The following is a 24,853-nucleotide window of genomic DNA, read 5'->3' as shown; positions in this document are numbered from 1 at the left end:
GTGCGGGACACAGAGGGTCACAGCCCTGCCGACGTCACCGCGGTCGTTCCGGCCCGCAACGCCGAGCACCTGCTCCCGCGCTGTCTGGGGGCCCTGCGTCAGTCAGGTGTAGCCGAGATCATCGTGGTGGACGGATGCTCCACCGACCGCACCGTCGACCTCGCCCTCGCGGCCGGTGCCCGGGTCCTGAGTGACGAGGGGCGCGGCCTGCCATGGGCTCGAACGCTCGGTGTGCAGAGCAGCAGCACCCGTTGGGTCCTGCTCGTCGACGCCGACGTCGTGTTCGGGCCCACGGGGGTTGCCGACCTGCTCACGGAGCTCGTCGAGGGCGGCTACGACGCCCTCCAGGCCGGTCTGGAGAGTGTTGCTGGACCGGGCTACTGGGGGCAGGCGCTGGCACATCACCATCGCACCGGCCGCAGCCGCAACTGGTTCGGGCTCGTGGCGACGGTCGTGGACCGGGACCTGATGCTCGGCGTGGGTTTCGACGACTCGTTCAAGTCGGGAGAGGACATCGAGCTGCGTTGGCGGATGCGGGAGTCAGGGCTGCGAACGGCAGTGTCACGCCGGGTCGTCGTCGAACATCGTTTCGCCGCAGACGACTTCGACTTCGCGCTCGACCAGTTCCTCATGGACGGAACGGGACTGGGACGGATGGTCCGCAAGCACGGCTGGCGCGGTGCGAGATTGGCGCTGCTGCCCTTCGCCGCGGCAGTCCGGGGCAGCGCTTTGAGCCTCGCCGCGGGCCAGCCTCGGTGGCTGCGCTACTACTTCGCCTTCTGCTGGTACAACTACGCCGGCCTGGCGAAGGGGTTGCGTCGTGAGCGCTGAGCGGGGGACCACTGTTAGGGCAGGCTCGACCGTCCGGCACTCCGCCTTGCGCAGCTCGCTCGGCCTCATCGTGGGCAAGGCCGCCCAGACGGGCGCGGGTTTCGCCTTCTGGGTCGTGGCCGCGCGCGCGACGTCCGACCGTGAGGTCGGGCTCACCATGGCCGCCGTCGCGGCCGTGATGATCTGCACGCAGCTCGCGGTGCTGGGCGCCGGGTCGGCCGTGATCGTCGCGGTGGGGCGAGGGGAGCCGCCCGCGCGGGTGCTGGACGCCGCGTTCGCCATCGTGGGGGTCGCCGGCACCGTGCTGGCCCTCGGCTACCTCGTGCTGCAGTCGGCCGTGACGCCGGACACGGCCTCGCTATCGGTTCTCTTCTGGCTCACGTTCCTCGTGGCTGCCGTCACCGGCACCCTGGTCATCGTGCTGGACCAGGCGCTCGTTGCGTTGGGACGCGGTTCCAGCGCGACCTTGAGGTACGCGTTGGGCGGCGGGGTCTCACTCGGGGCTGCAGCACTCGTGTACTGGGGGGCGCATGGCGCCTCCGCCGACGTGCTGATGGCCTGCTGGACCCTCGGGACGACCGTGGCGTGCGTCGTCGGTGCAGTCCAGCTGCGAAGACTGGTCGGCTACCGGCCGCGATTGTCCTTGCGCCCGGCGCGCGGCCGTCCACTGCTGGCGGTGGGCCTTCCGTACCAGCTCCTCACCCTCACCGAGCGCGCTCCGGGGCTGGTGCTGCCGCTCCTGCTCGCGCACATGGTGGCGCCGGAGGCAGCTGCCTACTGGTATCCCGCATGGATGATGGCCTGGGCCGCCTACTCCGCTCCGATGCTGATGGGCATCGTCCAGTTCTCCGAGGGTGTCCGCGACCCGGCCCGCCTGGTGTCGACCACCTGGGCGAGTCTCCGTTGGTCACTCGTCGTAGGAGGTCTGGCTGCCGCCGTCCTCGTCCTCCTCGCCCACCCGCTGCTCAGCCTGCTGGGGGAGCGGTACGCCGACGCGTCCGCCGGAGCTCTGCGGTGGTTGGCGGCCGGACTGGTGCCGTACGCGGTGCTGCAGGCCTACAACGCCATGTGCCGGGCCCTCGGTCGCTACACGGAGGCCATCGTGGTCGGCGTGATGCTCGGAGTCGCCCTCTGCGCTGCAGCGCTATGGACCGCCGACAGGGGCCCCAGCGCCATGGCCCTTGCGTGGCTGGTGGTGCTCTCCATCGGTGCCGCGGCGGTCGGCCTCCGGCTGGTCGCCCTCCTCCGACGCGTAAGGAAGGACGCACGATGAGACACACGATGACCGGCACGCTCGATGAGACCAGCCGCACGGAGGGACGCTGGAAGCCCCGTGACGTGTGGTGCGCGCTGGCGGGAGTCGTGTCGCTGGCGCTTGCCGTGGGGGCCGCCTCCACGGTGACCGTGCCCGTGAACAGCGATCTGGGGCTCGTCGCCGTGCTGCCCTACCCGTTCTGGGCGGGGGTCCTGCTTCTGAACGTCGCCTTCGTCGTGGCCCTGCGGGGGGATACCGCGGGCCCGGCGCGACGCCCGGTCATGATATGGCTCGTCGTGGTGCTCGTGCTTGTGCTCTTCGGGACCGCAGCCTTCGTGACGGACGTACCGCGGGGTGAGGTCGCGTTCCGTCACCTCGGCGTCGCCGACGCCCTCTCGCGCACCCAGGGGATCGACCCGGACATCGACGGGTACTTCAACTGGCCGGGTTTCTTCGCGCTCCTGGCGACGCTGCTCCGGGCGACCGGTCTTGACCCGGTGGCCGTTGCCCTGTGGGCACCGGTGCTCAACATGGGTCTGTGGCTCGCTGCCCTGGGCGTGCTGACCGGCTACCTGACGCGCGATCCGCGACGGCGCTGGCTCGTGCTCTGGGTCTTCTGCCTCGGCAGCTGGCAGGACCAGGACTACCTGTCTCCCCAGGCGTTCGGCTTCTTCCTGTACCTCGTCGTGGTCGCGCTGCTCGTCGGCCCGTTGGCCGCGCGGGCTCCCGAGATCCGCGGCTACCGACGCGCCGACCTGGTGGCGTGGTGGCAAGGGCGGTCACCCGCCGAGCCCCGGTCGGGGCACCGGGTGAGTGCGCTCGTGGTGACCCTACTGCTCGTCACGGTCATCTGCGCGAGCCATCAGCTGACGCCGTTCATGGTGCTTATCGCCATCACCGCGCTCACCCTGAGCGGACGTGTCTGGCCCAGCCGGCTGCCCCTGATCGCCGTAGTCGTGCTGACGCTGTGGCTCGCCTACCCCGCGAGTGCATACCTCATCGGGAACCCACCCCTGGCGGAAGCAGGACTGCAGGCCGCGACCGAGGCGAACGTCATCGACCGCCTCGACGGGACCGCTGGGCACGTGCTGGTGGTGCAGGTCCGGATCGTTCTCACCCTCGTGCTGTGGGCGCTTGCCGCGGCGGGGGCGGTGCGCGACTGGCGCAGAGGACGTCTCGACATCCGGGTGGTCCTCCTGGCCACCACCCCACTGCTGCTCTTCCCCGCGCAGTTGTACGGCGGGGAGATGCTCATCCGCGTCTCGCTGTTCGCGCTGCCCTTCATCGCCATGCAGGCGTGCTCGGTCCTGCTTCCCACGGAGGGCAGCACACGCCCCTCCTCCCGCGCCGCGGGGGGGCTTGCGCTCACCTGCTTCCTGCTGGCCGTGCTGACCGTGACGGGCCGGTTCGGGAACGCCCAGTATGACGTCTTCACCGATGATGAGATCGCCGCCGTCGCCGCCGTGCAGCGTCTCGCGCCCCCCGGCTCAACGATCATCTCGGCTGCCCACCCGACGCCGTGGCGCAGCGAGGCCTACCTCGAACACCGGGCCCGAACGATCGACGACATGTGCCGGTCCGACTTGTCGACGGCGACGTGCGGCCCACTTGTTTACGACTACGCCCGACACAGCCCTGGCGGTGCCGTCGTGTTGCTCACGCGCTCGTCGGAGGCGAGTCTCGTGGTGCAGGGCGCCAGCAGCGCGGGCGGCTTCGCCGAGCTGGAGAAGTGGCTGAGCGTGCAGGACGGCGTGGAGCTCGCGTTCAGCAACGTCGACGCACGCGTGTACCGGGTGACGCCATGAGCGGCGGGGGCGTCAGCCGGCTCACCGTGGCGCTCGGTCTCGCGGCCGTCGCGCTGTCGGTGGTGACACTCGTCGGGCTGCCGACACCGCTGCAGACGGTCGCCGCGATAGCGGTCCTGGTCCTGCTCCCGGGGCAGGCACTGGCCCGACTCATGCAGGTGACCGACCTCGCGCTCGGCGTGCTGCTCGTCCTGGCGCTCGGCCTCGCCACGCTCACGGCGGTGTCCACGGCGATGTTCTACCTCGCTGTGTGGTCCTGGCAGGCGTGCGTCGTCACGATGGGCGTTATCACCATCCTCGCGTGCATGGCACGCGCACGACAGGAGGCGGCGTCATGATCGACGTCATGATTGACCTGGCGGGACTGCTCGCGGCTGCCGCCCTGCTCATCACCCTCATCGCGCTCGAGGTCCGACGCGCCGCCGGACCAGACACCGGGCAGCCCACACGCCCGGGGCTCCTCGGCCTAACTGTGAGCCACTGGGTCGTCGCCGTCATGTGGACGATGTACCTGCTCCTCTTCCTTCCACGAGTGCTGGGACTACTCGTGTGAGCCACGCTGCGCGGTGGTGGCTCCTTAGCGACCTCCACCTGGGCGTGTCGGACGACGACCCCCGGTGCCCCGGCAGAGTGCTGCCCGAGTTCCTGCACCGCGAAGTGCTGGCAGCCTCAGGTCCGCAGCAGCATGTCGCCTTCGTCGGTGACACGTTCGAGCTGGTCGGGTTCGCCGAGGACGAGAGCCTGGCCCGGCTCGAGTCCATCCTCGCCCGCCACCTCGACACTTTCCGGGCGCTGAAGGCGTGTGCGGCGCGCGGCGTGCAGCTGCACTTCGTGTGCGGCAACCACGACGTGGAGTTGGCCCGGCCCTCGGTTGCCGCCCGCCTGTCGGCGCTGCTGTCACCCGCCGAGCCCACGCGGGTCCGGGTGCACCCGTGGTTCCTGCACGTGCCCCACGTGCTCGTGGCCGAGCACGGGCACCAGCACCACGCGCTGCACCGGATGCCCGAGTTGCTCCGCGCGGCGGTCAACGGCACCGACGAGCTGAACCTACCCCCGCTCGCCGCCTGGAACGCCCAACCGTCGAGGTCGCACCTGAGCCGTGCCGGGGCCGTTGCCCGGGCCTGCCTGGCGTCCGAGCGGGCGGAACGCCGCGTCCGGGAGCTCGCTTACGACGAGCTGTTGCAGACCGAGTCACTGCGGCTCGTGCTCGACGGCGTGGCCGTTCGGGACCTGGCGCGCCTGTCCCGGTTCCGGACGGTGTCGGCGCTCCCGGTCGCCGCGACTCGCATGGTGCTCTCGGCCACCGGGCGCAGAGTCACCGGCGAGAAGGCTCCTGCTGCAGCGGGCCGGTTCGCACGTACCCTCGAGGCGCACGGTTCCGGAGTGGCCTGGTACGTCTCGGGCCACACCCACCGGGCCCTCGAGGCGGCGCTCGAGGCGTGCCCCACCCGGTACGTCAATACCGGCACGTGGTGTTCGGACGTCCGCGGTCGCGGACCTGACCAGTCGGACCGGCGGGCGTTCCCGTACGCCGTGGTCGACGTCGCCCGCGACGGCACCACCAGCGGCGGGCTGCGGTACTGGCGTCCGGACGGTGGCTGAGCCGTACCGGTGTCAGCGCACGAGGGAGTATTCTGGCTCACCGCCGCTGGCTACCACCCGGACCGGCGCGGCTGACAAGTGACCTGGGCTCTGCGAGACTTCCGTCATGGCTGAAAACAAGACCCAGGCAACCGGCGCCTCAGTGGACGAATTCCTGGCCGCAGTCGAGGACCCTGTCAGGCACCGTGATGGCCTGCGGCTGCTGGCGCTCATGAGGGAGATCACCGGCAAAGAGCCCGAGATGTGGGGGGCCGACCATCGTGGGCTTTGGGCGGTATCACTACAAATACGAGAGCGGCAGGGAAGGGGATGCGGCGGCGGTGGGCTTTTCACCCCGGAAGGCAAGCCTCTCGCTCTACGGGCTGATGTACGGGCCCGAGGCTGCGGAACTGCTGCCCCGGCTCGGGAAGCACAAGACCGGCGCGGGGTGCCTGTACGTGAACAGGCTCGAGGACGTGGACCAGGCAGTGTTGGCCGAGCTGATCAAGGCGGGCTACAGGCACGTGACCACGGCCCTTCACAGCCCCTGACTGACGCGCGAGATGGCACGTAACCGCAGTCCCGGGCAGCGACACTGCCGCCAAGTGCCATGTCGGCGCAGCGCAGGGCACAAAAAACCCCGCCGCCGGTGACGGCAACGGGGGTTTTTGTGCAGTTTGAGGCTGCGTAACCGGAAAAGGCTACTTGCCTGCGACTACGTTGAGTTCGATCACAGCGGCAACGTCAGCGTGAAGGCGGACGTTGGCCTGGTAGGAACCAACCGACTTGATGTGTGCCGGCAGTTCAACCTTGCGCTTGTCGATTTTGCCAAGGCCAGCGGCCTCAACAGCGTCGGCTACGTCGGCCTGCTTGACGGTGCCGAACAGGCGTCCGGTCTCGCCAGCCTTGACGACGAGCTTGACCGGCTTGGCGGAGAGTGCAGCGGCCTGCTTCTGAGCGTCTTCCAGGGAAGCGTGCTCGCGGGCGGCGCGGGCAGTCTTGATGGACTCAACCTGCTTCTCGCCACCCTTCGACCAGGTCAGGGCGAAGTTGCGGGGCAGCAGGTAGTTACGTGCGTAACCGTCCTTGACCTCGACAACGTCGCCAGCGGCACCGAGACCGGTTACTTCGTGGGTCAGAATGAGCTTTGCCATGTTAGTCAGTCCCTTCCTTAGCCGCGGCCAGCGCCGGAGTAGGGCAGCAGTGCAACTTCGCGGGCGTTCTTGATTGCCTGGGCGATCTTGCGCTGTTCCTGCACCGTGACGCCAGTGACGCGACGGGCGCGGATCTTTCCGCGGTCGGAGATGAACTTGCGCAGCAATGCTACGTCCTTGTAGTCGATGACAGTGATGTCAGCGGCCTTCAAGGGGTTGGACTTTGGTTTGGGCTTACGGAGTTCAGCCTTAGCCATCGTGGAGCTCCTATTCTATGGAGCCCGTGGATGTTGATCCACGGGATGGTGGTGGTCCGACGGCGGCAGCCACGTCAGGTGCCTTGCGGCACTTTCGGCGGTCCCGGCGTCGGGCCTAAATGATTGGTTTAGAAGGGAGGTTCGGAATCGGGGCCGTTGCCCCAGCCACCACCTGCATTGGAGACACCGGGCGTCGCCCAGGGATCCTCCTGTGCAGCCGGCTGGTTGCCGCCACCGAAGCTTCCACCGGAGTTGCCGCCCTGGTTTCCACCAGTGTTGCCGCCTCCGAAGCCACCGCCGCTGTTGCCGCCGCCGAAGCCGCCCTGACCACCCTGACCGCCTGAGCGCTGGGTGCGGTTGACCTTGGCATTGGCGTAACGCAGGCTCGGGCCGATTTCGTCGACTTCGAGCTCGATAACGGTGCGCTTTTCGCCTTCTTTTGTTTCGTAGGAACGGCTCTTCAAACGGCCGGAAACGATCACGCGCATGCCCTTGGTGAGGGACTCGGCGACGTTCTCGGCTGCTTCACGCCAAACCGCTGCGCGGAGGAACAGGGTTTCCCCGTCCTTCCACTCATTGGACTGGCGGTCAAAGGTGCGCGGGGTGGAAGCGATGGTGAAGTTCGCGACTGCCGAACCTGACGGTGTGAACCGCAATTCCGGGTCACTGGTGAGATTACCGATGACCGTAATAGTGGTTTCGCCTGCCATCTACTGCCTCCTTGTTCGATCCTGGGTGAAGAATTCGATCCTGCGGGGTAAAGAATGAAAATGGGAGCTGAAATTACTCAGCAACAACCTTCTGCTCTTCGGGGCGGGTGATCTTGGTGCGCATGATGGTCTCGTTAAGAGACAGCTGGCGGTCAAGTTCCTTGGCGGTGTCCGGCTTGGCGGTGAAGTTCACCACGGCGTAGATACCTTCGGACTTCTTCTTGATTTCGTAAGCCAGTCGACGACGGCCCCAGATGTCAACCTTTTCGATGGTTCCACCATCGTTGGTGATGACGTTCAGGAACTTCTGAAGCGACGGCTCAACGGTACGCTCTTCGACCTCGGGGTCGATGATTACCATCAATTCGTAAGGACGCATATGTGAACCCACCTCCTTTGGGCTAAGCGGTTACGGCATTTCCGTAACAGGAGGTTCATTTGCGATGCCGTGCGATGCCCGACCAACAGAACGGAGGCAGGGCGCAGCACAGACTTCAATATCTTAGTGCATTTGGACCGGATAGGCGATTCGCGCTTGACTCAAGGCTACGCGCAGCGCGCGCGCCGCCGGAAGCGTCCGGCGGGCTATGTGGATAACCCGGGAAACAGGCTCCGCGCTTGAGGAAAAAGTCTCTCTGGTGCCCGCCGCGGAACAGGGCTATATTTGCAAGAACGGCTGGGTACCGTGCTGGACGCAATGACGCGGCCAGGAAAGCCGGTCCGCGTGTCGCGCAAGCGGCTGGATGGACCCAGGATTTTGCATAGAGCAAGCAGTTCGGTCTCCTTCTTCGATGGATGGGGACCACATGTCGTTAATAGGCAGAAGCAGGGAATTGGACCGGATACTCTCCGTAATCCGGGGTCCTAAAGATTCAGCACTCAAGGTGGTGGGCCGGCGTGGGATGGGCAAATCCGCCCTCCTGTCCGAGATTCCCCGCCTTTCCGACTTTCGGACCGTTTTTCTCACCGCGAGCGTGTCCGAGTCCGACTGGCCGCTCTCCGGCCTTACCGCGCTCCTCACCGGCATCGACGACCCCGTCCTTAATCGTTTCGCCGATGAACTGCTGCGCGATTCCAGCGGCGCCATGAACGTCCCCACTGTCTCCACCATGCTGCTCAACGGGCTGCACCAGCGCTCGTCATCCCGGACGGTCATCGTCATCGATGATGCCGACCAGCTGGACCCCAGCAGCCAGGCCGTGATCGGCTACCTGGCACGCCGGCTGACCGGGACGGACATGGCACTGTTTATGAGCGTGCGGGAAGAGACTGCCGAAAGTCCCTTCGCCTCCCTGCCCGCCCTCCAGCTGGCGCCGCTGAGCTACAACGACACGGTCCGCATGTTGGAGTCCATTCCGGCTCGGCAGACCGCGACAGCGGCGGTCCACGCAGTTGCCGCGGCCACCCAGGGGAACCCGCTCGCCGCCGTCGAGCTTTTTGGGCTGCTGCTGGAACGCCAGGCCGAGGGAAAATACGCACTCCCCGTCCCGCTCCCCGGCAAAGGCAGCTTCGAGGCCGAGTTCGCCGCCACCGTGGGCGGGCTCTCGCCAGGTGCGAGGCAGGTCCTGGACCTCCTCTCGCTGTCCTGCCGCAGCGATATCGCCACCTTGGAACGGGCATACGACCAACTGTGGGGCGGGATCGACGAACTGCTGGCAAATGGCATGGTCAACAGGTCCGGACCACACCTGAGGATCCAGGACCAGCTGCTCCGGGGCTATGTTTATGCTGCCATGACACCGGCAACGCGGACCGCCAGCCACCGTGCCATGGCGGCCGCGGCGGAGCCCGCGGATCCCTATGCCCACCGCTGGCATCTGAGTTTTACCGCTTTGGAGCGGCAGACTCCGTTTGGCCTGCTCCGGTTTGCCGTTGACCTGATCCGAAGCGGCGAGGTGCCCTTCGCCGTCGAGTACATTGAACGGGCCCTGACCATCAACCCCTGGGAAGCGGAGACCACCGCCAGGCTCACCACGGTGGCCGAACTGCTGTTGAACAGGGGTGAGTTCGTCTACGCCAAGCGCTACCTGGACTGGGCCCAGCGGGTGACGCGGAACCCTGCCTTGGTCCTTCGACTGACGGGCCTCGCCTTCGAGATCCAGTTCATCCAGGGCGGCGCCGTGCGCTCCAGCATGGTGCTCCGGCTGGTGAAGGAACTCGGACAGCATGATCCGGCATTTGCAGCCCGCCTGCTCGTGGCCGGTGCGCTGTACTACGCGGACCGTTGGGAGCTTGAGGATGCCACCGGCCTGGTGCAGTACGCCGAGAAGTACCTGGACCATGCCTCCCCCGACTGCCTGGCGCTGGCGGAGAGCGCCCGGCGACTCATCGAGGTGATCAGCGGGAAGTCCGGACAGTTCAGCCGCAAGCCCGACGGCGGGAACGAAACGGTGGCGGCTCTTCTGGTACAGGGCCGCGCGCTGGCCTATGCCGAACACCATGCTGCCGCCCAGGAGGCCTTTGCCCGGGTGCGGAACGTTCTGGAGGCCAATACGGTCAATTGGCGGGAAACCGCCAATTTCTTTGCTGTGGACAACGAAATCCGTGCCGGCAACGTCCGGAAAGCCGTGAAACTGATCGAGGACCTTGAACTGGCTGAACCGGAAACCAAATACCACCGTGGAATGCGGCACGTCTTCCGGGTCTGGCGGGCCAATGCGCTCGGAAACGAGGAACTCGCCCACGCCTACGCAACAGACGCACAGCACTTCTCCGGGGCGGAAAGCCACCCGGCCATCACGGCGCAACTGGCCGCGTGCCAGGGGCATTTTGCCCTCATGCGCGGAAATCTCGCCGAGTCCTTCGCGCAGCTGTCCCGGGCAGCGGAGATCGGCCAGGCCTTCAGCAACCCGACTCTGCTGCGCTGTGAGGCCGATCTGGTGGAAGTCCTGGTCAGGCTGGGCAGGCACAGGGAAGCCGCCCAGGCGCTGTGGCACTTGGAAAGCCGGGCGGTGGGCCTGCGTTCGCCCTGGCTCATGATGGCGGTTGCCCGGAGCCGGGCGATGCTGGCTGACGGCGAGCAGTCCCTCCAGATGTTCAATGATGCACTTGCAAACAGGAACGCCCAAGAGTCCCTGCTGGAACGCGCCAGGACACTGCTCTGCTACTCCGAACGCCTCAACGCCTTCGGCCGCATTCGGAGCGCCCGGGACGGTCTGCTTCGTGCCAAGGTGATGTTCGACGAAGCGGGTGCCCATGCCTGGGCCCAGCACGTGGACTCGCTGCTGCTCGACGAGCGGGTGGAACCAGCCGGCACGTCCGACAATCCGGCGATGCTGATGCTTGCAGACCACGAACGCGTGCTGGCCCGAATGGTGGCCCGCGGGATGCGGAACAAGGAAATCGCGGCCACCCTCTATGTGTCCGTCCGTACCGTGGAGGTGCGCCTGACTGCGATTTACAGGAAGCTCGGAGTCGAATCACGAGCCCAGCTGACGGCCCTTGCGGCCGGCAAGGAAGCCGCCCTGGCTAAGGAGCCGTTCGTCCTTCCTGCCGTCTAGGACAGTAGCCGGGCGGCGCGCTTCCGGCTGGGGTGCGCCCCGCCGCCGGGCCCCGGCTCAGGCGCTGGCGTTGCAGGTACCCGCAGTTCCCGCACTGTTCCCGGTCGGCGCCCGCAGTACCGCCTCCGTTCCGCACCGGAACGGGACGGAACGGACTAATTTTGCAATAGGCAATGCACATCCCGGAGCTACACGTGGGAAAGGACTCGGACATGAGAACGGCCACCAGGAAGGCCGGTGCACGGTGACTGCGGAAACCGTCCTTGCCCGCATCAACGTCATGGAACCCTGGCTCGGCGACAAAGAAGCCCGAGCCGTGGCGGACGTCCTGGCCTCCGGTCTGCTCTCGCAAGGGCCCAAGGTCAGGGAGTTCGAGGCGAGGTTCAGCGCCTCTCAAGAAGTGCGCCACGCCGTCGCAACCTCCAGCAGTACCACCGCACTGCACTTGGCGCTGATAGTGGCCGGCATCGGTCCCGGCGATGACGTGGTGGTGCCGTCGCTGGCCTTCATCGCCACGGCGAATGCAGTGACGTATATCGGGGCACGGCCGGTTTTCTGCGACGTGGACCCCGCCACCGGGACTGTGACTGCGGCAACGGTCCGGGCGGCATTGACCCTGGACACGCGAGCGGTGATCGTGGTGGACCAGTCCGGCGTCCCCGTTGACCTGGACCCCGTCCGCGAACTGTGCGACCGTCACGAAATCACTGTGATCGAAGACGCCGGCTGCGCCGTTGGCTCGGAATACAAGGGCAGGCCCGTGGGCACGGGGGCCGACATTTCCGTGTGGTCGTTCCACCAGGACAATGTGCTGACCACTGGTGAGGGCGGGATGCTGACAACCCACCGGGCCGACTGGGCGGCACGGGCTCGGAGCCTCCGCGGCCACTCCCTGAACGTGCCGGCGGCGGACCGTCGCGGACCCCGCATTGCCGCGCCGGAGGTGTACGTCGAGGTCGGCTTCGACTACCAGATGACGGATCTGCAGGCCACCGTCGGCATCGTGCAGCTGGGCCGGCTGGGCGAGATAGTGGCTCGCCGCCGGGAGATCGCCGCGAAGTATGAGGCAGGGCTTTCCGGCCTGGCCGGTCTGCGGTTTGTGGCCGACCCACCATACGGGACGGCCAACTTCCAGTCCTTTTGGGTCGAAGTCCTCCCGAATTTCGCCATTGACCGCGAAGGGCTCCTGGCCCGCCTGGCCGATGCCGGAATTTCGGCGCACCGCGGCGCCATGGCGGCTCACCGGCAGCCTGCCTACCGGTGGCGCCAAACTGGCAACGTAGGGCTCCAGAACACCGAACGGCTAACGGACCGGACCCTGGTTCTCCCGATTTTCCACGGTCTAGATAACGTGGGCCTGAACCGGGTCATGAACAGCGTACGGGCGGCCGCCGGTGTACGCCGGTGAGCGAACTCGTGCTGATCGCAGCAAGCGGGCTGGCCCGGGAGGTCCTGACCATGGTCCGCGCCAGCGGGCAGTACGACGTCGTCGGGATGCTCGACGACGACAAGGAAATGGCAGGCGTCACCGTGGACGGCGCGCCGGTGCTGGGGACCATTGACGACGCCTCCAAGTTCACGCACGCACTGGTGCTGGTATGCCTGGCCTCGGGAAAATCCCGGGAAGCCGTGGTGGAACGGCTGGCGGCCCAGGGCGTGCGCGATGCCCGGTACGCCACTGCGATCGACCCCTCCGTGGAGTGCCCCGAGGGTTGCCGGATCGGCCGGGGCAGCATCATGCTGCGGAATGTGACGCTGACGGCTTCGGTCACGCTTGGGGCGCATGTTGTGGCCATGCCGTCCGTGACTTTCACGCACGACGACGACGTGGCGGACTTCGCGACGTTCGCGGCCGGTGTGTCGCTGGGCGGCGGAGTCCGGATCGGCCGGGCGGCCTACCTGGGACTGAATTCCAGCGTACGTGCACGGACTTCAGTGGGGTCCTACGCGACCGTTGGAAATGGGGCGGCAGTGTTGAGCAACGTACCCGACGGCGAAACTTGGGTCGGCGTCCCAGCCCACCCTATCGATCAGGAATGAGGCAGGGAGTTCGTCGACGCGTTCGCTCACTGGACCTCCCTCCATGGTGTGCCTACGAGCGCTGTCCCGGCCGATGCGCGGCCCTCGATATGCGCGATCCGGCGCCCTCGCAGATAGCCAGCGGCAGTGCACGCCAGAACGGCCATCACCGCACCCGCGCGACCCAAGCCCTGGGGGTCTGATCCCCGGCCCCAATCACGAATCCCGGAAAAAACGGCCCGTGGCAGTACGCTGCGCACGTATCGCCGCTCAGGGCCGAGTGCCCGCTTGTGGCCAACCATCTGGCTGACCTGGGCTTTGGAGATACCTTCGGACCAGGAACGCGACAACATGTAGGGGATGGTTCCCCTGTCGGCAGGGACGTGGTGACGAACCAGAGCGGCCGGCTCGTAGACGATCCGTGACCCAGGCGCGCCCATCTTGGAGCGGATGCAAATTTCGGTCTCCTCGCACCCGAGCGGTTTCGTGCCCTGCCGGCCGAGGGAGACGTTGAAGCCGCCAACCTGCCGCAGGACTTCGAGCCTGAAGGACATGTTTGCGCCGATGACGTTCCGGACCTCGGAGGCCACCTTGGGCATTCCGCGGTGGCTGCATCCTACGATCCAGTCGAGCTCTTCACCGAAGTAGCCCGGACGGCCCGTTTCCCACACCGGTTCCACGCGGCCGCCGACGGCCAGGACATCAGGATCGTCATAAAGGGCAAGCAGCCGCTCCAGCCAGTCCGGCGCGGCTTCGGCGTCGTCGTCCAAGAAAGCCACGACGTCGGAATCTGCCAGGCCCACCCCGGTATTTCGTGCGCCTGAGAGCCCCGGGGGGCCGGAGCTCTCCACTACCGTCACGTTGTCCACGATCTCGATGAGCCGCTCATACAGAGCCTCGTTGTGGTCAATGACCACCAGGACCTCCTGGGGCGCGACCGTTTGGGCCCGGACGGACTCGATGACATCCAGTAGCAGGTCCCAACGCTTCGCGGTGAAGGTACAAATGACAATAGAGGCCGTCGGCGGCGGGTTAAGGCTAAACATGCTGGCCACCCCGAGCCGCGGAGAGGACCGTTTGGGGGTCCATAGGCGTCCGCGGGACGCTGACATTTGCGTAGGTATATTTCACCCGGCGGAGGGCTTCAGGTCTGGCCCCTGCGGTGGGCGCCTCCCACATGGTGCATTCGCGCGCCAGCGTTCCCAGTACCCGCCAGCCGTCACGGAACGTCTGCAGGTTCGACGCGCCGGAGATCCGGTCCAGCTCCAGGCTGGGAACTTCGGCAATGCGCAGACCGGCCTTTGCCGCCCGGACAATCAGCTCGGTCTCAATTTCGAAGCCGTCCGATTCCAGCTGAAGGATCTCCAGGCATTCCCTCCGAAACGCAATATATCCATAGCAAAGGTCAGAGTAGTTGCTATGCAGGACCGCATTGGCCAATCCGGTCAGGGCGCGGTTGCCGGCCTTCCTCAGCCGGGTCAGGTCTTCGGATCCTCCGCCCGTGACATGGCGCGAGCCCTTAACGAAGTCGAAATCGTGCTGAAGCGGGGCAACGAACCAGCCGATCTCCTGCGGATCCATGCTGCCATCCGCATCCAGCATGACAATGATGTCCCCTGAGGCTGCGGCAAAACCCGAACGGAGGGCCACGCCCTTACCCTTGCGCTGCTCATCGACGATGACAAGGTTGTCACGGATAGCGCGGGCTACTCCCACCGTGTTGTCCGTGGAACGGCCGTCCACGATGACAACCTCGTCCACATACGAGGGAATCCGGCGAAGAACCCACGGGATATTCCTCGCCTCGTTCAGGGTGGGAATGACGACACTGACTGACGCCCTCGGAGCTTCGAAGGCCAGCATCGGGAATGTTATTGGGAGCTGGGTTGAAATAGACAAATGCCTCACCACTTCATGACGCTTGCGGATTTAGTCAACTCCGCGCTCGGCTCGGAAGTCGGGCGCGGCACTAGCGCTTCATCCGGTCATGGGTCTGGTCTCTGGCCCAGCTCTCATTCATTGCCATTGACTCTGGCCGTGAAAAGAGCCTACGTTGCGCTCCAGGAGCTATCACGAGTAGTCAGTACTCGCTTTTAAGAGCGCTCCCGCTGACTGTTCGTAAGTACAGGGATTTACCATGGGGTGAATTCTTTAGGTATGGGGTATTGAGAACACAGTAATTATTAGGTACAGGGCTGTCATTGTGCGGCCTCATTGGGCGCTCCTACGCTTGGTGCCTAGGGCTTCTGCCGTCGTTTCTGTCGACGCATATACGGAGCTCAGGCGTGACATCCAAGAACCCAGGAGATCAGCCATGAAGATAAATAGGCCCGTCAAGTGGCTAAGCCAGGCACTCGCCCTTAGCACCCTAGGCGTAAGGCGGGGAGGTGGTCGCTCGGCTGGTCTTCGTCCACGCGGGTCGCGGAATCTGCGGCTCCATGCACTGCTGACAGCGCTGCTGCTTGCGCTGGGTGGTGTTCTGGTGGTGCCGGTTGCAGCGTCGGCTGCTGAGGGTGATGTTGGGTTTGAGGGTCCGTCGCATTCGGGGACGGGGACGCCGACGGGCTCGAAGCGGGCGACGAGTGCGTTGTGGTTCAACGACGGGCTCTGGTGGGGGAACCTGTGGGACACTGCCAGCTCGGATTTTCATATCTTCCGGTTCAATGCCGCGTCGAAGTCGTGGGTCGATACGGGTGTGGCGACGGACCCGCGGGCGAACACCCATCATGACGTGTTGTGGGACGGGACGACGTTGTATGTGGCGAGTTATCGGTTCGTCGCCGACGGTGTGCCGGCTGAGGTGAACTTCCCGACGACGATGCGGCGTTACAGTTACAGCTCGAGTACGAAGACGTACTCGCTGCTGGCGCAAAGTCCTACAAACATCAACAACTACCGCGTTGAGGCCCTGACCATCGATAAGGACTCGACGGGTCGGGTGTGGGCCACGTGGCAGCAGGCGAACCGGATTTATCTGAACGCCACCGGCACGGATGGCAAGACCTGGGGGACGCCGTTCCAGCATCCTGCGTCATTGAGCAACGTGTCTTTGGACGACACGTCGGCTCTGATCGCGTTTGGACAACCCGGGAAGATGGGTGTGATGTGGAGCCGGCAGGTCGGTGGCTCCACCGACGGCATGTACTGGAGCTACCGTGCCGACAGTGTCGGCGGAGCCCCGAACACCGGATGGAGCACTCCTGTGGCGGCGGTGTCGGGGCAGGGCAGCAGCGATGACCATATGAACTTGAAGTGGCTGGACTCCTCAGGTGATCGGGTTTTCGCCGCCGTCAAGACGTCGTTCACGTCGGCGCCGCAGCCGCTGATCCAGCTGTTGGCATTGAATGGCACGACCTGGTCGGCGCACACGATCGCGCCTGTGTCGGAGTGCCCGAACCGGGTGATCGTCTTGATTGATGAGAGCAGCCCGAAGAGGCTGCGTACCTTCGCCACCTATCCGAAGCCGAGTGGCACGACGAACGCCGGTGTCTGCACTACCTCGGGGGGGGCGATCTACGAGAAGTCCGCGCCGCTGGACGACCCCGGCAAGCTCGCCACCGCGACGAAGACGGCTAGCATCGTGGACGCCGACCAGTATGTCCACAACGTGACGTCAACGAAGCAGAACCTCAACAGTGGGGCGTGGGGCACGGCCAACAGCGGTCTGCTGTTGCTCGCCGATGTGAACGCCACAAGCCGGTACTGGCACTCCTACGACCCCAGCGGTGGTGGTGATACGACGGCTCCGACCGTGACGGCTACGTCTCCGACTGCTAATGAGACTGGTGTGGCGGTGACGGCGGATGTGACGGGGACGTTCTCGGAGGCGATCGATGCCTCGACCGTCACCGCGACCACGTTCACGTTGACGGGGCCGACGGGGACGGTGCAGGCAGCGTACAGCAGCACGGGCAACGTTGCGACGTTGAACCCGACTGCCAATCTGGCGGCGGGTACGACGGGTACGCCGTACACGGCGACGATCAAGGGCGGCCCCGCTGGGGTAAGGGATCTTGCCGGCAACCCGCTGGCGACGGACAGGACCTGGACCTTCACCACGGCTCCCGCGGGCGGCGGTGATACGACGGCTCCGACCGTGACGGCTACGTCTCCGACTGCTAATGAGACTGGTGTGGCGGTGACGGCGGATGTGACGGGGACGTTCTCGGAGGCGATCGATGCCTCGACCGTCACCGCGACCACGTTCACGTTGACGGGGCCGACGGGGACGGTGCAGGCAGCGTACAGCAGCACGGGCAACGTTGCGACGTTGAACCCGACTGCCAATCTGGCGGCGGGTACGACGGGTACGCCGTACACGGCGACGATCAAGGGCGGCCCCGCTGGGGTAAGGGATCTTGCCGGCAACCCGCTGGCGACGGACAGGACCTGGACCTTCACCACGGCTCCCGCGGGCGGCGGCACGCCGGAAACGGTCACGCTCACGGCCACCGCTGACAGCTATGTCTCAAGCGCGGCGCCGGGGACGAACAATGGCACAAGTACCTTGCTGGGCGTGGACAACAGCCCGGCGGAGGTCACGTACCTGAAGTTCGACCTGTCCGCGTATGCGGGCAGGACCATCCAGAGTGCGACGTTGCAGCTGCGCAGCGCCGGCAGCGGGTCAACGGGCACGCAGAACATCAAGCTCGTCGCCGATGACAACTGGACCGAGACTGGGATCACCTACAGCGGCACCCCCATCCGCCCGACGCTCGGCACCAGCATCGGCACCCTCGGCCCGACAACCACCAACACCACCTACAACATTCCGCTCACGGTCAGCGGACTGACCGGTGAGCTCGGCCAACAGCTCTCCCTGGGAATGGACACCAGCAGCGGTGACGGCCTGGACCTCAACTCCAAGGAGGCCGGCAGCACGCTCGCACCCAAGCTCGTCCTCACCCTGAGCGGCGGTGGTGGTGGTGATACGACGGCTCCGACCGTGACGGCTACGTCTCCGACTGCTAATGAGACTGGTGTGGCGGTGACGGCGGATGTGACGGGGACGTTCTCGGAGGCGATCGATGCCTCGACCGTCACCGCGACCACGTTCACGTTGACGGGGCCGACGGGGACGGTGCAGGCAGCGTACAGCAGCACGGGCAACGTTGCGACGTTGAACCCGACTGCCAATCTGGCGGCGGGTACGACGGGTACGCCGTACACGGCGACGATCAAGGGCGGCCCCGCTGGGGTAAGGGATCTTGCCGGCAACCCGCTGGCGACGGACAGGACCTGGACCTTCACCACGGCTCCCGCGGGCGGCGGTGATACGACGGCTCCGACCGTGACGGCTACGTCTCCGACTGCTAATGAGACTGGTGTGGCGGTGACGGCGGATGTGACGGGGACGTTCTCGGAGGCGATCGATGCCTCGACCGTCACCGCGACCACGTTCACGTTGACGGGGCCGACGGGGACGGTGCAGGCAGCGTACAGCAGCACGGGCAACGTTGCGACGTTGAACCCGACTGCCAATCTGGCGGCGGGTACGACGGGTACGCCGTACACGGCGACGATCAAGGGCGGCCCCGCTGGGGTAAGGGATCTTGCCGGCAACCCGCTGGCGACGGACAGGACCTGGACCTTCACCACGGCTCCCGCGGGCGGCGGCACGCCGGAAACGGTCACGCTCACGGCCACCGCTGACAGCTATGTCTCAAGCGCGGCGCCGGGGACGAACAATGGCACAAGTACCTTGCTGGGCGTGGACAACAGCCCGGCGGAGGTCACGTACCTGAAGTTCGACCTGTCCGCGTATGCGGGCAGGACCATCCAGAGTGCGACGTTGCAGCTGCGCAGCGCCGGCAGCGGGTCAACGGGCACGCAGAACATCAAGCTCGTCGCCGATGACAACTGGACCGAGACTGGGATCACCTACAGCGGCACCCCCATCCGCCCGACGCTCGGCACCAGCATCGGCACCCTCGGCCCGACAACCACCAACACCACCTACAACATTCCGCTCACGGTCAGCGGACTGACCGGTGAGCTCGGCCAACAGCTCTCCCTGGGAATGGACACCAGCAGCGGTGACGGCCTGGACCTCAACTCCAAGGAGGCCGGCAGCACGCTCGCACCCAAGCTCGTCCTCACCCTGAGCTAGGTCAGGCAGGAAGAGGACTAAACATGGCCGGGACCCCATCCTTAAGGATGGGGTCCCGGCCATGTTTAGCCAAGGCGCAGGACGTGAGTTTAACTCCGCGGGTGACCGCAGATTCATTCGTCACCCGTTGAACGTCATTGCGCACATCCGCATGCACATCTCCCTTTTTCAAGCCCGGTTATGCCGATAATTCCAGGCTCCCCACCCCATCTGATACCGACAATGGTGGTCCCACGACAACGCCCACGTGGAGCAGAAAACGGCGACGTAGTCCGCCGGCACGCCTTCCGCTACCGCTACGACACCGCCGCGGAGCTGAAGCTGATCAACGCGCTCTACGCCCTCGTGCGTGTACGGCTGAACCTCTTGATCCTGACCGGGGCCAAAGCCGCCAAACTCGCCGAGCTCATGGAGATCACAGCATCACCAAGATCCAGACTCAGCTGATCGCACTCGCCGCGGCGAGAACACGGGCACTGGAAGCATCATCCTCTTCCTGCCTGACCTAGGAAGCTGCTGAACAACGGGGTTGTGGGGCGGGCGGAACGCCACCAAGTGGCCGTCGGCGTGTTCTGGTCAGCACCCTTGGATGCGACAACGGGGTCGTTCCGCCCGCTTGGATTCATTCTGCCCCAGATCGGGGGCGTCATCCAGTGGTTTTGTTGATGGGCCGGGGTCCGGGCGGTGGATTATCCCAGCGCCCATGATCCCTCGTTCGTGGTCAGTCCGAGCGCGAGCATTCGTCGCAGGTTCAGTCCCGCGATCCGCAGTTGCAGCCAGGCGTTGTTCCGTTGGATGCCGCGGTGCGGAACGCGGCGGTTGCCGCGGGTGAGCCAGGCGATGGACCGCTCGACCATGGGCCGGTGCGTGCGGTAGTCATTTTGGAAGGCCTGGTCCGTGGCGCGGTGGCGGTGTTCGCCCAGCAAGGCGTTGTGTTCGTGGGCGTGTGGGCGGTGCGGGCGAGGGTGGCGAGCATTTCCCCGGAACCGTAGGCCGAGTCGGCCAGGACGTCCACGCTGGTGCCGGCGATCGTGGGATCCATGCCGATCAGCCGGGCACCGACGGCTCCGTCACTGTTTCCCGGTCCAGAGGCCTTGGTCAGCTCCGCGGCGGTGATCAGCCCGGTATCGGGCTCGATCACAATGTGGGCCTTGAATCCGTCCTGCTGCCGGGACCGGGTCTTATGCGCGTGCCGGGTGTCCGGATCCACGGTGGAGATCATCCGGTCCGCGGCGACCTTCCGGGCGATACGCCACCGCCCGTCGGTCACGTCAGAATCCTCGGCCGGTTCCACGTCCTGCCCGGGCGACGAGTACAAGCAGCGAGTACGCATCGGCCGCCTTGCCGTCCAAGGTCTCGGGATTCGACCGCCGCCAGCAGGGGCGCCAGCGCGTCGGTGACGAGCGCCGAAACCAGCCCACCTTGGCATCCTGGTCGTCCCAGGCGATGTCCGGTCTGCCGGTGCGCGTGTAGTCATACCCCGTAGCGTAGGTGCTCACCAGCTCCTGGGCGCCCGGGACATCACGGCCGAAGCGGCGGATCCCCGCGATCAGCTGCGTGATCGAGTCCTGCCTCGCGACCGCGTCATCCAGGACCGTCGAATCCACAGCTCGCCGGCGCTTGCCCTTCAGGATTCCGGTCTCAGCCACGACCTCGGCGATGGCCTCCATGATCCGGCGCGGGTTTCCCGACCCGGCAAGACGCCGTCGCCAATACGTCAGCGTGCTCGGATGGAACGCGGTATCAGTCAACCCGTACCCGCACGCGGCCTTCCAGCGCAGATCGAAGGTCAAAGCCTCGGCGGTTTCCCGGTCAAAGAGGCCCCGCAATGCCTGCAACACCAGCACCGCACCGATCACCGGCGCCGGAACCGACGGCCGGCCCCGCTGCGACGGAAAGAGGTCCTCCATCATTGAATCCGGAAACAGGCGCCCCCGATGTTTGGCCAGAAAAGCGAAGACACTGCCCGGAGCCAACAACTCACCGGCCAGCGCCTCCACATCCAAATGCCCGCGTTGCGCGTCCTCGCGCGTCCCTGCATAAGCCAGTCTTAACCACCAGGCCCACGAGTCCAGCCGACGCGGACACCCTCGACTAATTCAGCAGTCTCCTAGCTCAGGGTGAGGATGAGCTTGGGTGCGAGCGTGCTGCCGGCCTCCCTGGAGTTGAGGTCCAGGCCGTCACCGCTGCTGGTGTCCATTCCCAGTGAGAGCTGTTGGCCGAGCTCACCGGTCAGTCCGCTGATCGTCAGCGGAACGTTGTAGCTGGTGTTTTTCGTTGTCGGGCCGAGGGTGCCGATGCTGGTGCCGAGCGCCGGACGGCTGCTGTACGGGATCGCAACACTCTCGGTCCAGTTGTCATTAGTGACCAGCTTGATGTTCTGCGTGCCCGTTGACCCGCTGCCGGCGCTGCGCAGCTGCAACGTCGCACTCTGGATGGTCCTGCCCGCATACGCGGACAGGTCGAACTTCAGGTACGTGACCTCCGCCGGGCTGTTGTCCACGCCCAGCAAGGTACTTGTGCCATTGTTCGTCCCCGGCGCCGCGCTTGAGACATAGCTGTCAGCGGTGGCCGTGAGCGTGACCGTTTCCGGCGTGCCGCCGCCCGCGGGAGCCGTGGTGAAGGTCCAGGTCCTGTCCGTCGCCAGCGGGTTGCCGGCAAGATCCCTTACCCCAGCGGGGCCGCCCTTGATCGTCGCCGTGTACTTCGTGTTTGCCGTCAGTTCAGCATCCGGGTTCAATGTCGCAACCCTGTCGCTGGTGTAGTTCACGGCGGCCAGCACCGCCGTCGCCGTGGGCTCCGTAGGCGTAGGCTCCGTAGTCAATGTGAACGTGGCCGACGTGACCGTCAACTCATCCATCGCCTCCGAGAACGACCCCGTCACATTCGCCGACACCGCCACACCAGTCGCAACGTCATCCGGAGACGTACCCGTCACCGTCGGAGCCGTCGTATCACCGCCGCCACCGCCACCGCCACCGCCGAGGGTGAGGATGAGCTTGGGTGCGAGCGTGTTGCCGGCTTCCTTGGAGTTGAGGTCCAGGCCGTCACCGCTGCTGGTGTCCATTCCCAGGGAGAGCTGTTGGCCGAGCTCACCGGTCAGTCCGCTGACCGTGAGCGGAATGTTGTAGGTGGTGTTGGTGGTTGTCGGGCCGAGGGTGCCGATGCTGGTGCCGAGCGCCGGACGGCTGCTGTACGGGATCGCAACACTCTCGGTCCAGTTGTCATTAGTGACCAGCTTGATGTTCTGCGTGCCCGTTGACCCGCTGCCGGCGCTGCGCAGCTGCAACGTTGCACTCTGGATGGTCCTGCCCGCATACGCGGACAGGTCGAACTTCAGGTACGTGACCTCCGCCGGGCTGTTGTCCACGCCCAGCAAGGTACTTGTGCCATTGTTCGTCCCCGGCGCCGCGCTTGAGACATAGCTGTCAGCGGTGGCCGTGAGCGTGACCGTTTCCGGCGTGCCGCCGCCCGCGGGAGCCGTGGTGAAGGTCCAGGTCCTGTCCGTCGCCAGCGGGTTGCCGGCAAGATCCCTTACCCCAGCGGGGCCGCCCTTGATCGTCGCCGTGTACGGCGTACCCGTCGTACCCGCCGCCAGATTGGCAGTCGGGTTCAACGTCGCAACGTTGCCCGTGCTGCTGTACGCTGCCTGCACCGTCCCCGTCGGCCCCGTCAACGTGAACGTGGTCGCGGTGACGGTCGAGGCATCGATCGCCTCCGAGAACGACCCCGTCACATCCGCCGACACCGCCACACCAGTCGCAACATCAGCCGGAGACGTACCCGTCACCGTCGGAGCCGTCGTATCGCTAGGGCCGACGCTCCAGGTATGCGTCGCTGCTGTCGCGTCGGTGTTGCCGGCTACGTCGGTGGCCCAGACACCGAAGGTGTGGGATCCGATCGACAACCCGGTGTAGGTCTGGGGAGACGTGCATGCGACGCGCGGCGCACCATCCAGGCTGCACTGGAATGTCGAATTGGCTTCACTCGAGGTGAATGCGAAGGAGGCGGTGGTCGACGTCGATGTCGCAGGTGGTCCCGACGTGATGGTCGTCTCCGGTGGTGTGGTGTCCGCCGGCGGAGGCGCAGTGTCCACGGTCCAGGTATAGCTGGCGGGGGTAGGGTCAACGCCGTTCTGGTCAGAGGCATGAACCCGGAAGGTATGCGCGCCAACGGACAGTCCAGGGTACGACACCGGACTGGTGCAGCTGGCGAACGCCGCAGAGTCGAGCGAGCAGGCGAAGGTCGCGCCGGTCGACGTTGAGGTGAAGCTGAACTGAGCCGATGTGGAGCTCGTCGGATTGGCCGGTTTGCTCGTGATCGTGGTGTCAGGCGGTTCGGGAGTGGGGGTCCCAGCCCCGATTTTGCGCGGGTCGTAGGCCGCATCGACGAGCAAAGCCGGCGTGTAGGCGGCAGCGATGGACTGCCATGGCACCACCTTGAAGTTCTGGTGCCCGTTGTCGTTGCCGTGGTCTTGTGTGACGAAGAAGCCCTGGGGGAAGGGCCCCCCGACGCCGAAGTTGGTGACGTCTATCCCGTCCATGCCGGTGACAGCATCGATCCCGTTCCCGGCCGGGATGGCGAAGGCTCCCAGCGGCCGGTTGTCGTCGCGGGCATAGGCGTGGAATCGGTTGGAGCCCTGGCTCGCGGCCAGCAGGTAACCGGCGCCACCGCTACCGTAGTAGATGCTGATGCCCTTGATGTCCTGGACGATGTCGCCGCCATTCTCGGTCGTGCTGACAACTTTCGTCCCGACGGTCGAGTCCCCGGGCTCGGCGCCGTAGCGCCAGATTCCGCCGATGTCCTCCTGCGCAATGTAGAGCCGCTTCATCTCATCATCGGCCACGAGGCCCTCGGTGTGGGCCGGGCCGCTCACCGTCCAGCTGCGCACGAGCCGGCCGGTAACTGAACCTGTGGAGCCGTCAAGTTCCCACTGCTCGACCTTGCCAATATCGGTGACATAAGCGAAGTACTTACCGGTCTCCGGGGAGTGGTAGAAGGAGAACCCGCGGGGCGTGCCGATGTTGGCAGTGGGCGCGAAGCTGCCGACTTTCGTCAGCGAGCGATCCGACTCGTTGACCTTATAGAAGTCAAGACTCCGTGCTCGGTTCGAGACACCGACCAAGCCGACGCGGCTGCTGCCGAGGGGGAAGTTGTAGCGGACATCAACATTGTTCATCAGCCCGTCGGGGTAGTAGAACAACTCCCGTCCAGACAGGTCGTAGACGACAAGACCGCGCCCATCGGTGCTCTTGTCCGTACCGATGATGGTGCTCTTCGACGGGTCGGTGGGATGTATCCAGATGGCTGGGTCGTCCGCGGCATCCCCTGATCCGTGCACTGGGGCCGTTTCGACCGTTGCGCTCACCTGCACCACGGCCGCACTCGCGACCGGAGCGGCGAGCCCCACAAGTAGTCCAGCCACCGTCAAGGGGGTGAGGATTCTGATGACCATACGCATGGTGACCTCTCTGTCAGCTGCTGCTTACGTGTTGCGGGCAAGCCGTTTCCTAAACAGGCAGGCACCAAGTGGCGACCTGGCCGGTTTGTGTGCCAGGGACGTTTGCTTCCTGGACGGCCTGAGCGAGAGGGATCTCTCGGGGGCGGCCCTTTCCATCACGGGGCGCCGGCG

Annotated in this window: 18 protein-coding genes and 2 pseudogenes; 12 read left to right on the top strand and 8 right to left on the bottom strand. The window is 65.8% G+C overall.

Annotated elements, in window-relative coordinates; genetic code table 11:
• From MUN23_RS08925 to MUN23_RS08895, 7 genes and pseudogenes are all read left to right on the top strand, one after another.
• Nucleotides 1–831 (top strand): glycosyltransferase, encoded by an 831-nt coding sequence (locus MUN23_RS08925; RefSeq protein ID WP_248763466.1) that lies wholly within the window; start codon nucleotides 1–3, stop codon nucleotides 829–831.
• Nucleotides 821–2,104 (top strand): lipopolysaccharide biosynthesis protein, encoded by a 1,284-nt coding sequence (locus MUN23_RS08920; protein WP_248763465.1) that lies wholly within the window; start codon nucleotides 821–823, stop codon nucleotides 2,102–2,104. Before MUN23_RS08925 ends, MUN23_RS08920 begins: the two co-directional genes overlap by 11 nt.
• An 8-nt stretch (nucleotides 2,105–2,112) precedes the next feature.
• A complete protein-coding gene (locus tag MUN23_RS08915; protein ID WP_248763464.1) occupies nucleotides 2,113–3,891 on the top strand; it encodes a glycosyltransferase in 1,779 nt (592 codons plus the stop codon).
• Nucleotides 3,888–4,229: a hypothetical protein gene (locus MUN23_RS08910; RefSeq protein ID WP_248763463.1), complete on the top strand. Its 342-nt coding sequence runs from the start codon at nucleotides 3,888–3,890 to the stop codon at nucleotides 4,227–4,229. The genes MUN23_RS08915 and MUN23_RS08910 overlap by 4 nt, the downstream gene beginning before the upstream one ends.
• The gene (locus MUN23_RS08905) at nucleotides 4,226–4,444 is read left to right on the top strand and encodes a hypothetical protein (RefSeq protein WP_248763462.1); all 219 of its coding nucleotides are present in this window, start codon (nucleotides 4,226–4,228) and stop codon (nucleotides 4,442–4,444) included. The genes MUN23_RS08910 and MUN23_RS08905 overlap by 4 nt, the downstream gene beginning before the upstream one ends.
• Nucleotides 4,441–5,493 (top strand): hypothetical protein, encoded by a 1,053-nt coding sequence (locus MUN23_RS08900; protein WP_248763461.1) that lies wholly within the window; start codon nucleotides 4,441–4,443, stop codon nucleotides 5,491–5,493. Before MUN23_RS08905 ends, MUN23_RS08900 begins: the two co-directional genes overlap by 4 nt.
• A gap of 106 nt (nucleotides 5,494–5,599) precedes the next feature.
• A pseudogene (locus tag MUN23_RS08895) lies at nucleotides 5,600–6,023 on the top strand (DUF1801 domain-containing protein).
• A 150-nt stretch (nucleotides 6,024–6,173) separates the two neighbouring features.
• Here MUN23_RS08895 and rplI read toward each other — a convergent pair.
• The 4 genes from rplI to rpsF all read right to left on the bottom strand — a co-directional run bounded on the left by rplI (nucleotide 6,174) and on the right by rpsF (nucleotide 7,972).
• Nucleotides 6,174–6,626 (bottom strand): 50S ribosomal protein L9, encoded by a 453-nt coding sequence (gene rplI, locus MUN23_RS08890; protein WP_056341694.1) that lies wholly within the window; start codon nucleotides 6,624–6,626, stop codon nucleotides 6,174–6,176.
• A gap of 17 nt (nucleotides 6,627–6,643) precedes the next feature.
• Nucleotides 6,644–6,883, bottom strand: coding sequence for a 30S ribosomal protein S18 (gene rpsR, locus MUN23_RS08885; RefSeq protein WP_003800144.1), 240 nt, complete (start codon nucleotides 6,881–6,883; stop codon nucleotides 6,644–6,646).
• A 128-nt stretch (nucleotides 6,884–7,011) separates the two neighbouring features.
• On the bottom strand, nucleotides 7,012–7,593 hold the full coding sequence (locus MUN23_RS08880; RefSeq protein WP_056341689.1) for a single-stranded DNA-binding protein: 582 nt from the start codon (nucleotides 7,591–7,593) through the stop codon (nucleotides 7,012–7,014).
• Nucleotides 7,594–7,666: 73 nt separating this feature from the next.
• Nucleotides 7,667–7,972: a 30S ribosomal protein S6 gene (gene rpsF, locus MUN23_RS08875; protein ID WP_011693941.1), complete on the bottom strand. Its 306-nt coding sequence runs from the start codon at nucleotides 7,970–7,972 to the stop codon at nucleotides 7,667–7,669.
• Between the two features lie 364 nt (nucleotides 7,973–8,336).
• On the opposite strand from rpsF, the gene MUN23_RS08870 reads away from it, so the two are divergent.
• The 3 genes from MUN23_RS08870 to MUN23_RS08860 all read left to right on the top strand — a co-directional run bounded on the left by MUN23_RS08870 (nucleotide 8,337) and on the right by MUN23_RS08860 (nucleotide 13,133).
• Nucleotides 8,337–11,093, top strand: coding sequence for an AAA family ATPase (locus MUN23_RS08870; RefSeq protein WP_371876003.1), 2,757 nt, complete (start codon nucleotides 8,337–8,339; stop codon nucleotides 11,091–11,093).
• Between the two features lie 244 nt (nucleotides 11,094–11,337).
• Nucleotides 11,338–12,501 (top strand): DegT/DnrJ/EryC1/StrS aminotransferase family protein, encoded by a 1,164-nt coding sequence (locus tag MUN23_RS08865; protein WP_248763459.1) that lies wholly within the window; start codon nucleotides 11,338–11,340, stop codon nucleotides 12,499–12,501.
• Entirely contained in the window at nucleotides 12,498–13,133 is a 636-nt protein-coding gene (locus tag MUN23_RS08860) for a NeuD/PglB/VioB family sugar acetyltransferase (RefSeq protein WP_248763458.1), read from the top strand. The genes MUN23_RS08865 and MUN23_RS08860 overlap by 4 nt, the downstream gene beginning before the upstream one ends.
• A gap of 26 nt (nucleotides 13,134–13,159) precedes the next feature.
• Here the strand turns inward: MUN23_RS08860 and MUN23_RS08855 are convergent, their stop codons facing one another.
• On the bottom strand, nucleotides 13,160–14,158 hold the full coding sequence (locus tag MUN23_RS08855) for a glycosyltransferase (RefSeq protein WP_248763457.1): 999 nt from the start codon (nucleotides 14,156–14,158) through the stop codon (nucleotides 13,160–13,162).
• The gene (locus MUN23_RS08850) at nucleotides 14,151–14,975 is read right to left on the bottom strand and encodes a glycosyltransferase family 2 protein (protein ID WP_058930661.1); all 825 of its coding nucleotides are present in this window, start codon (nucleotides 14,973–14,975) and stop codon (nucleotides 14,151–14,153) included. The genes MUN23_RS08855 and MUN23_RS08850 overlap by 8 nt, the downstream gene beginning before the upstream one ends.
• Nucleotides 14,976–15,426: 451 nt before the next feature.
• On the opposite strand from MUN23_RS08850, the gene MUN23_RS08845 reads away from it, so the two are divergent.
• Nucleotides 15,427–19,221 carry an Ig-like domain-containing protein gene (locus tag MUN23_RS08845; protein ID WP_248763456.1) on the top strand — a complete coding sequence of 1,265 codons (3,795 nt, stop codon included), beginning with the start codon at nucleotides 15,427–15,429 and terminating at the stop codon, nucleotides 19,219–19,221.
• A 222-nt stretch (nucleotides 19,222–19,443) separates the two neighbouring features.
• Complete coding sequence (locus MUN23_RS08840) at nucleotides 19,444–19,668, top strand: hypothetical protein (RefSeq protein ID WP_248763455.1); 225 nt, start codon at nucleotides 19,444–19,446, stop codon at nucleotides 19,666–19,668.
• Nucleotides 19,669–19,910: 242 nt separating this feature from the next.
• Here the strand turns inward: MUN23_RS08840 and MUN23_RS08835 are convergent.
• Both MUN23_RS08835 and MUN23_RS08830 read right to left on the bottom strand, forming a co-directional pair.
• Nucleotides 19,911–21,262, bottom strand: a pseudogene (locus MUN23_RS08835) (transposase).
• Between the two features lie 69 nt (nucleotides 21,263–21,331).
• On the bottom strand, nucleotides 21,332–24,682 hold the full coding sequence (locus tag MUN23_RS08830) for a phytase (RefSeq protein ID WP_248763454.1): 3,351 nt from the start codon (nucleotides 24,680–24,682) through the stop codon (nucleotides 21,332–21,334).
• Between the last annotated feature and the right edge of the window lie 171 nt (nucleotides 24,683–24,853).

The sequence above is a fragment of the Pseudarthrobacter sp. SSS035 genome, assembly GCF_023273875.1.
GTDB lineage: Bacteria > Actinomycetota > Actinomycetes > Actinomycetales > Micrococcaceae > Arthrobacter.
The sequence above is the reverse complement of the archived record's forward strand: the minus strand, read 5'-3'. Positions and strand labels throughout refer to the sequence as shown.

What these genes read in the sequence shown, in the direction of transcription:
- MUN23_RS08910 (WP_248763463.1), top strand. Translation starts at nt 3,888, where the DNA reads ATGAGCGGCGGGGGCGTCAGCCGGCTCACCGTGGCGCTCGGTCTCGCG.
- MUN23_RS08845 (WP_248763456.1), top strand. Translation starts at nt 15,427, where the DNA reads ATGAAGATAAATAGGCCCGTCAAGTGGCTAAGCCAGGCACTCGCCCTT.
- rpsF (WP_011693941.1), bottom strand. Translation starts at nt 7,972, where the DNA reads ATGCGTCCTTACGAATTGATGGTAATCATCGACCCCGAGGTCGAAGAG.
- rplI (WP_056341694.1), bottom strand. Translation starts at nt 6,626, where the DNA reads ATGGCAAAGCTCATTCTGACCCACGAAGTAACCGGTCTCGGTGCCGCT.
- MUN23_RS08830 (WP_248763454.1), bottom strand. Translation starts at nt 24,682, where the DNA reads ATGCGTATGGTCATCAGAATCCTCACCCCCTTGACGGTGGCTGGACTA.
- MUN23_RS08870 (WP_371876003.1), top strand. Translation starts at nt 8,337, where the DNA reads ATGGACCCAGGATTTTGCATAGAGCAAGCAGTTCGGTCTCCTTCTTCG.
- MUN23_RS08855 (WP_248763457.1), bottom strand. Translation starts at nt 14,158, where the DNA reads ATGTTTAGCCTTAACCCGCCGCCGACGGCCTCTATTGTCATTTGTACC.
- MUN23_RS08840 (WP_248763455.1), top strand. Translation starts at nt 19,444, where the DNA reads ATGGTGGTCCCACGACAACGCCCACGTGGAGCAGAAAACGGCGACGTA.
- MUN23_RS08880 (WP_056341689.1), bottom strand. Translation starts at nt 7,593, where the DNA reads ATGGCAGGCGAAACCACTATTACGGTCATCGGTAATCTCACCAGTGAC.
- MUN23_RS08850 (WP_058930661.1), bottom strand. Translation starts at nt 14,975, where the DNA reads ATGCTGGCCTTCGAAGCTCCGAGGGCGTCAGTCAGTGTCGTCATTCCC.
- MUN23_RS08905 (WP_248763462.1), top strand. Translation starts at nt 4,226, where the DNA reads ATGATCGACGTCATGATTGACCTGGCGGGACTGCTCGCGGCTGCCGCC.
- rpsR (WP_003800144.1), bottom strand. Translation starts at nt 6,883, where the DNA reads ATGGCTAAGGCTGAACTCCGTAAGCCCAAACCAAAGTCCAACCCCTTG.
- MUN23_RS08915 (WP_248763464.1), top strand. Translation starts at nt 2,113, where the DNA reads ATGACCGGCACGCTCGATGAGACCAGCCGCACGGAGGGACGCTGGAAG.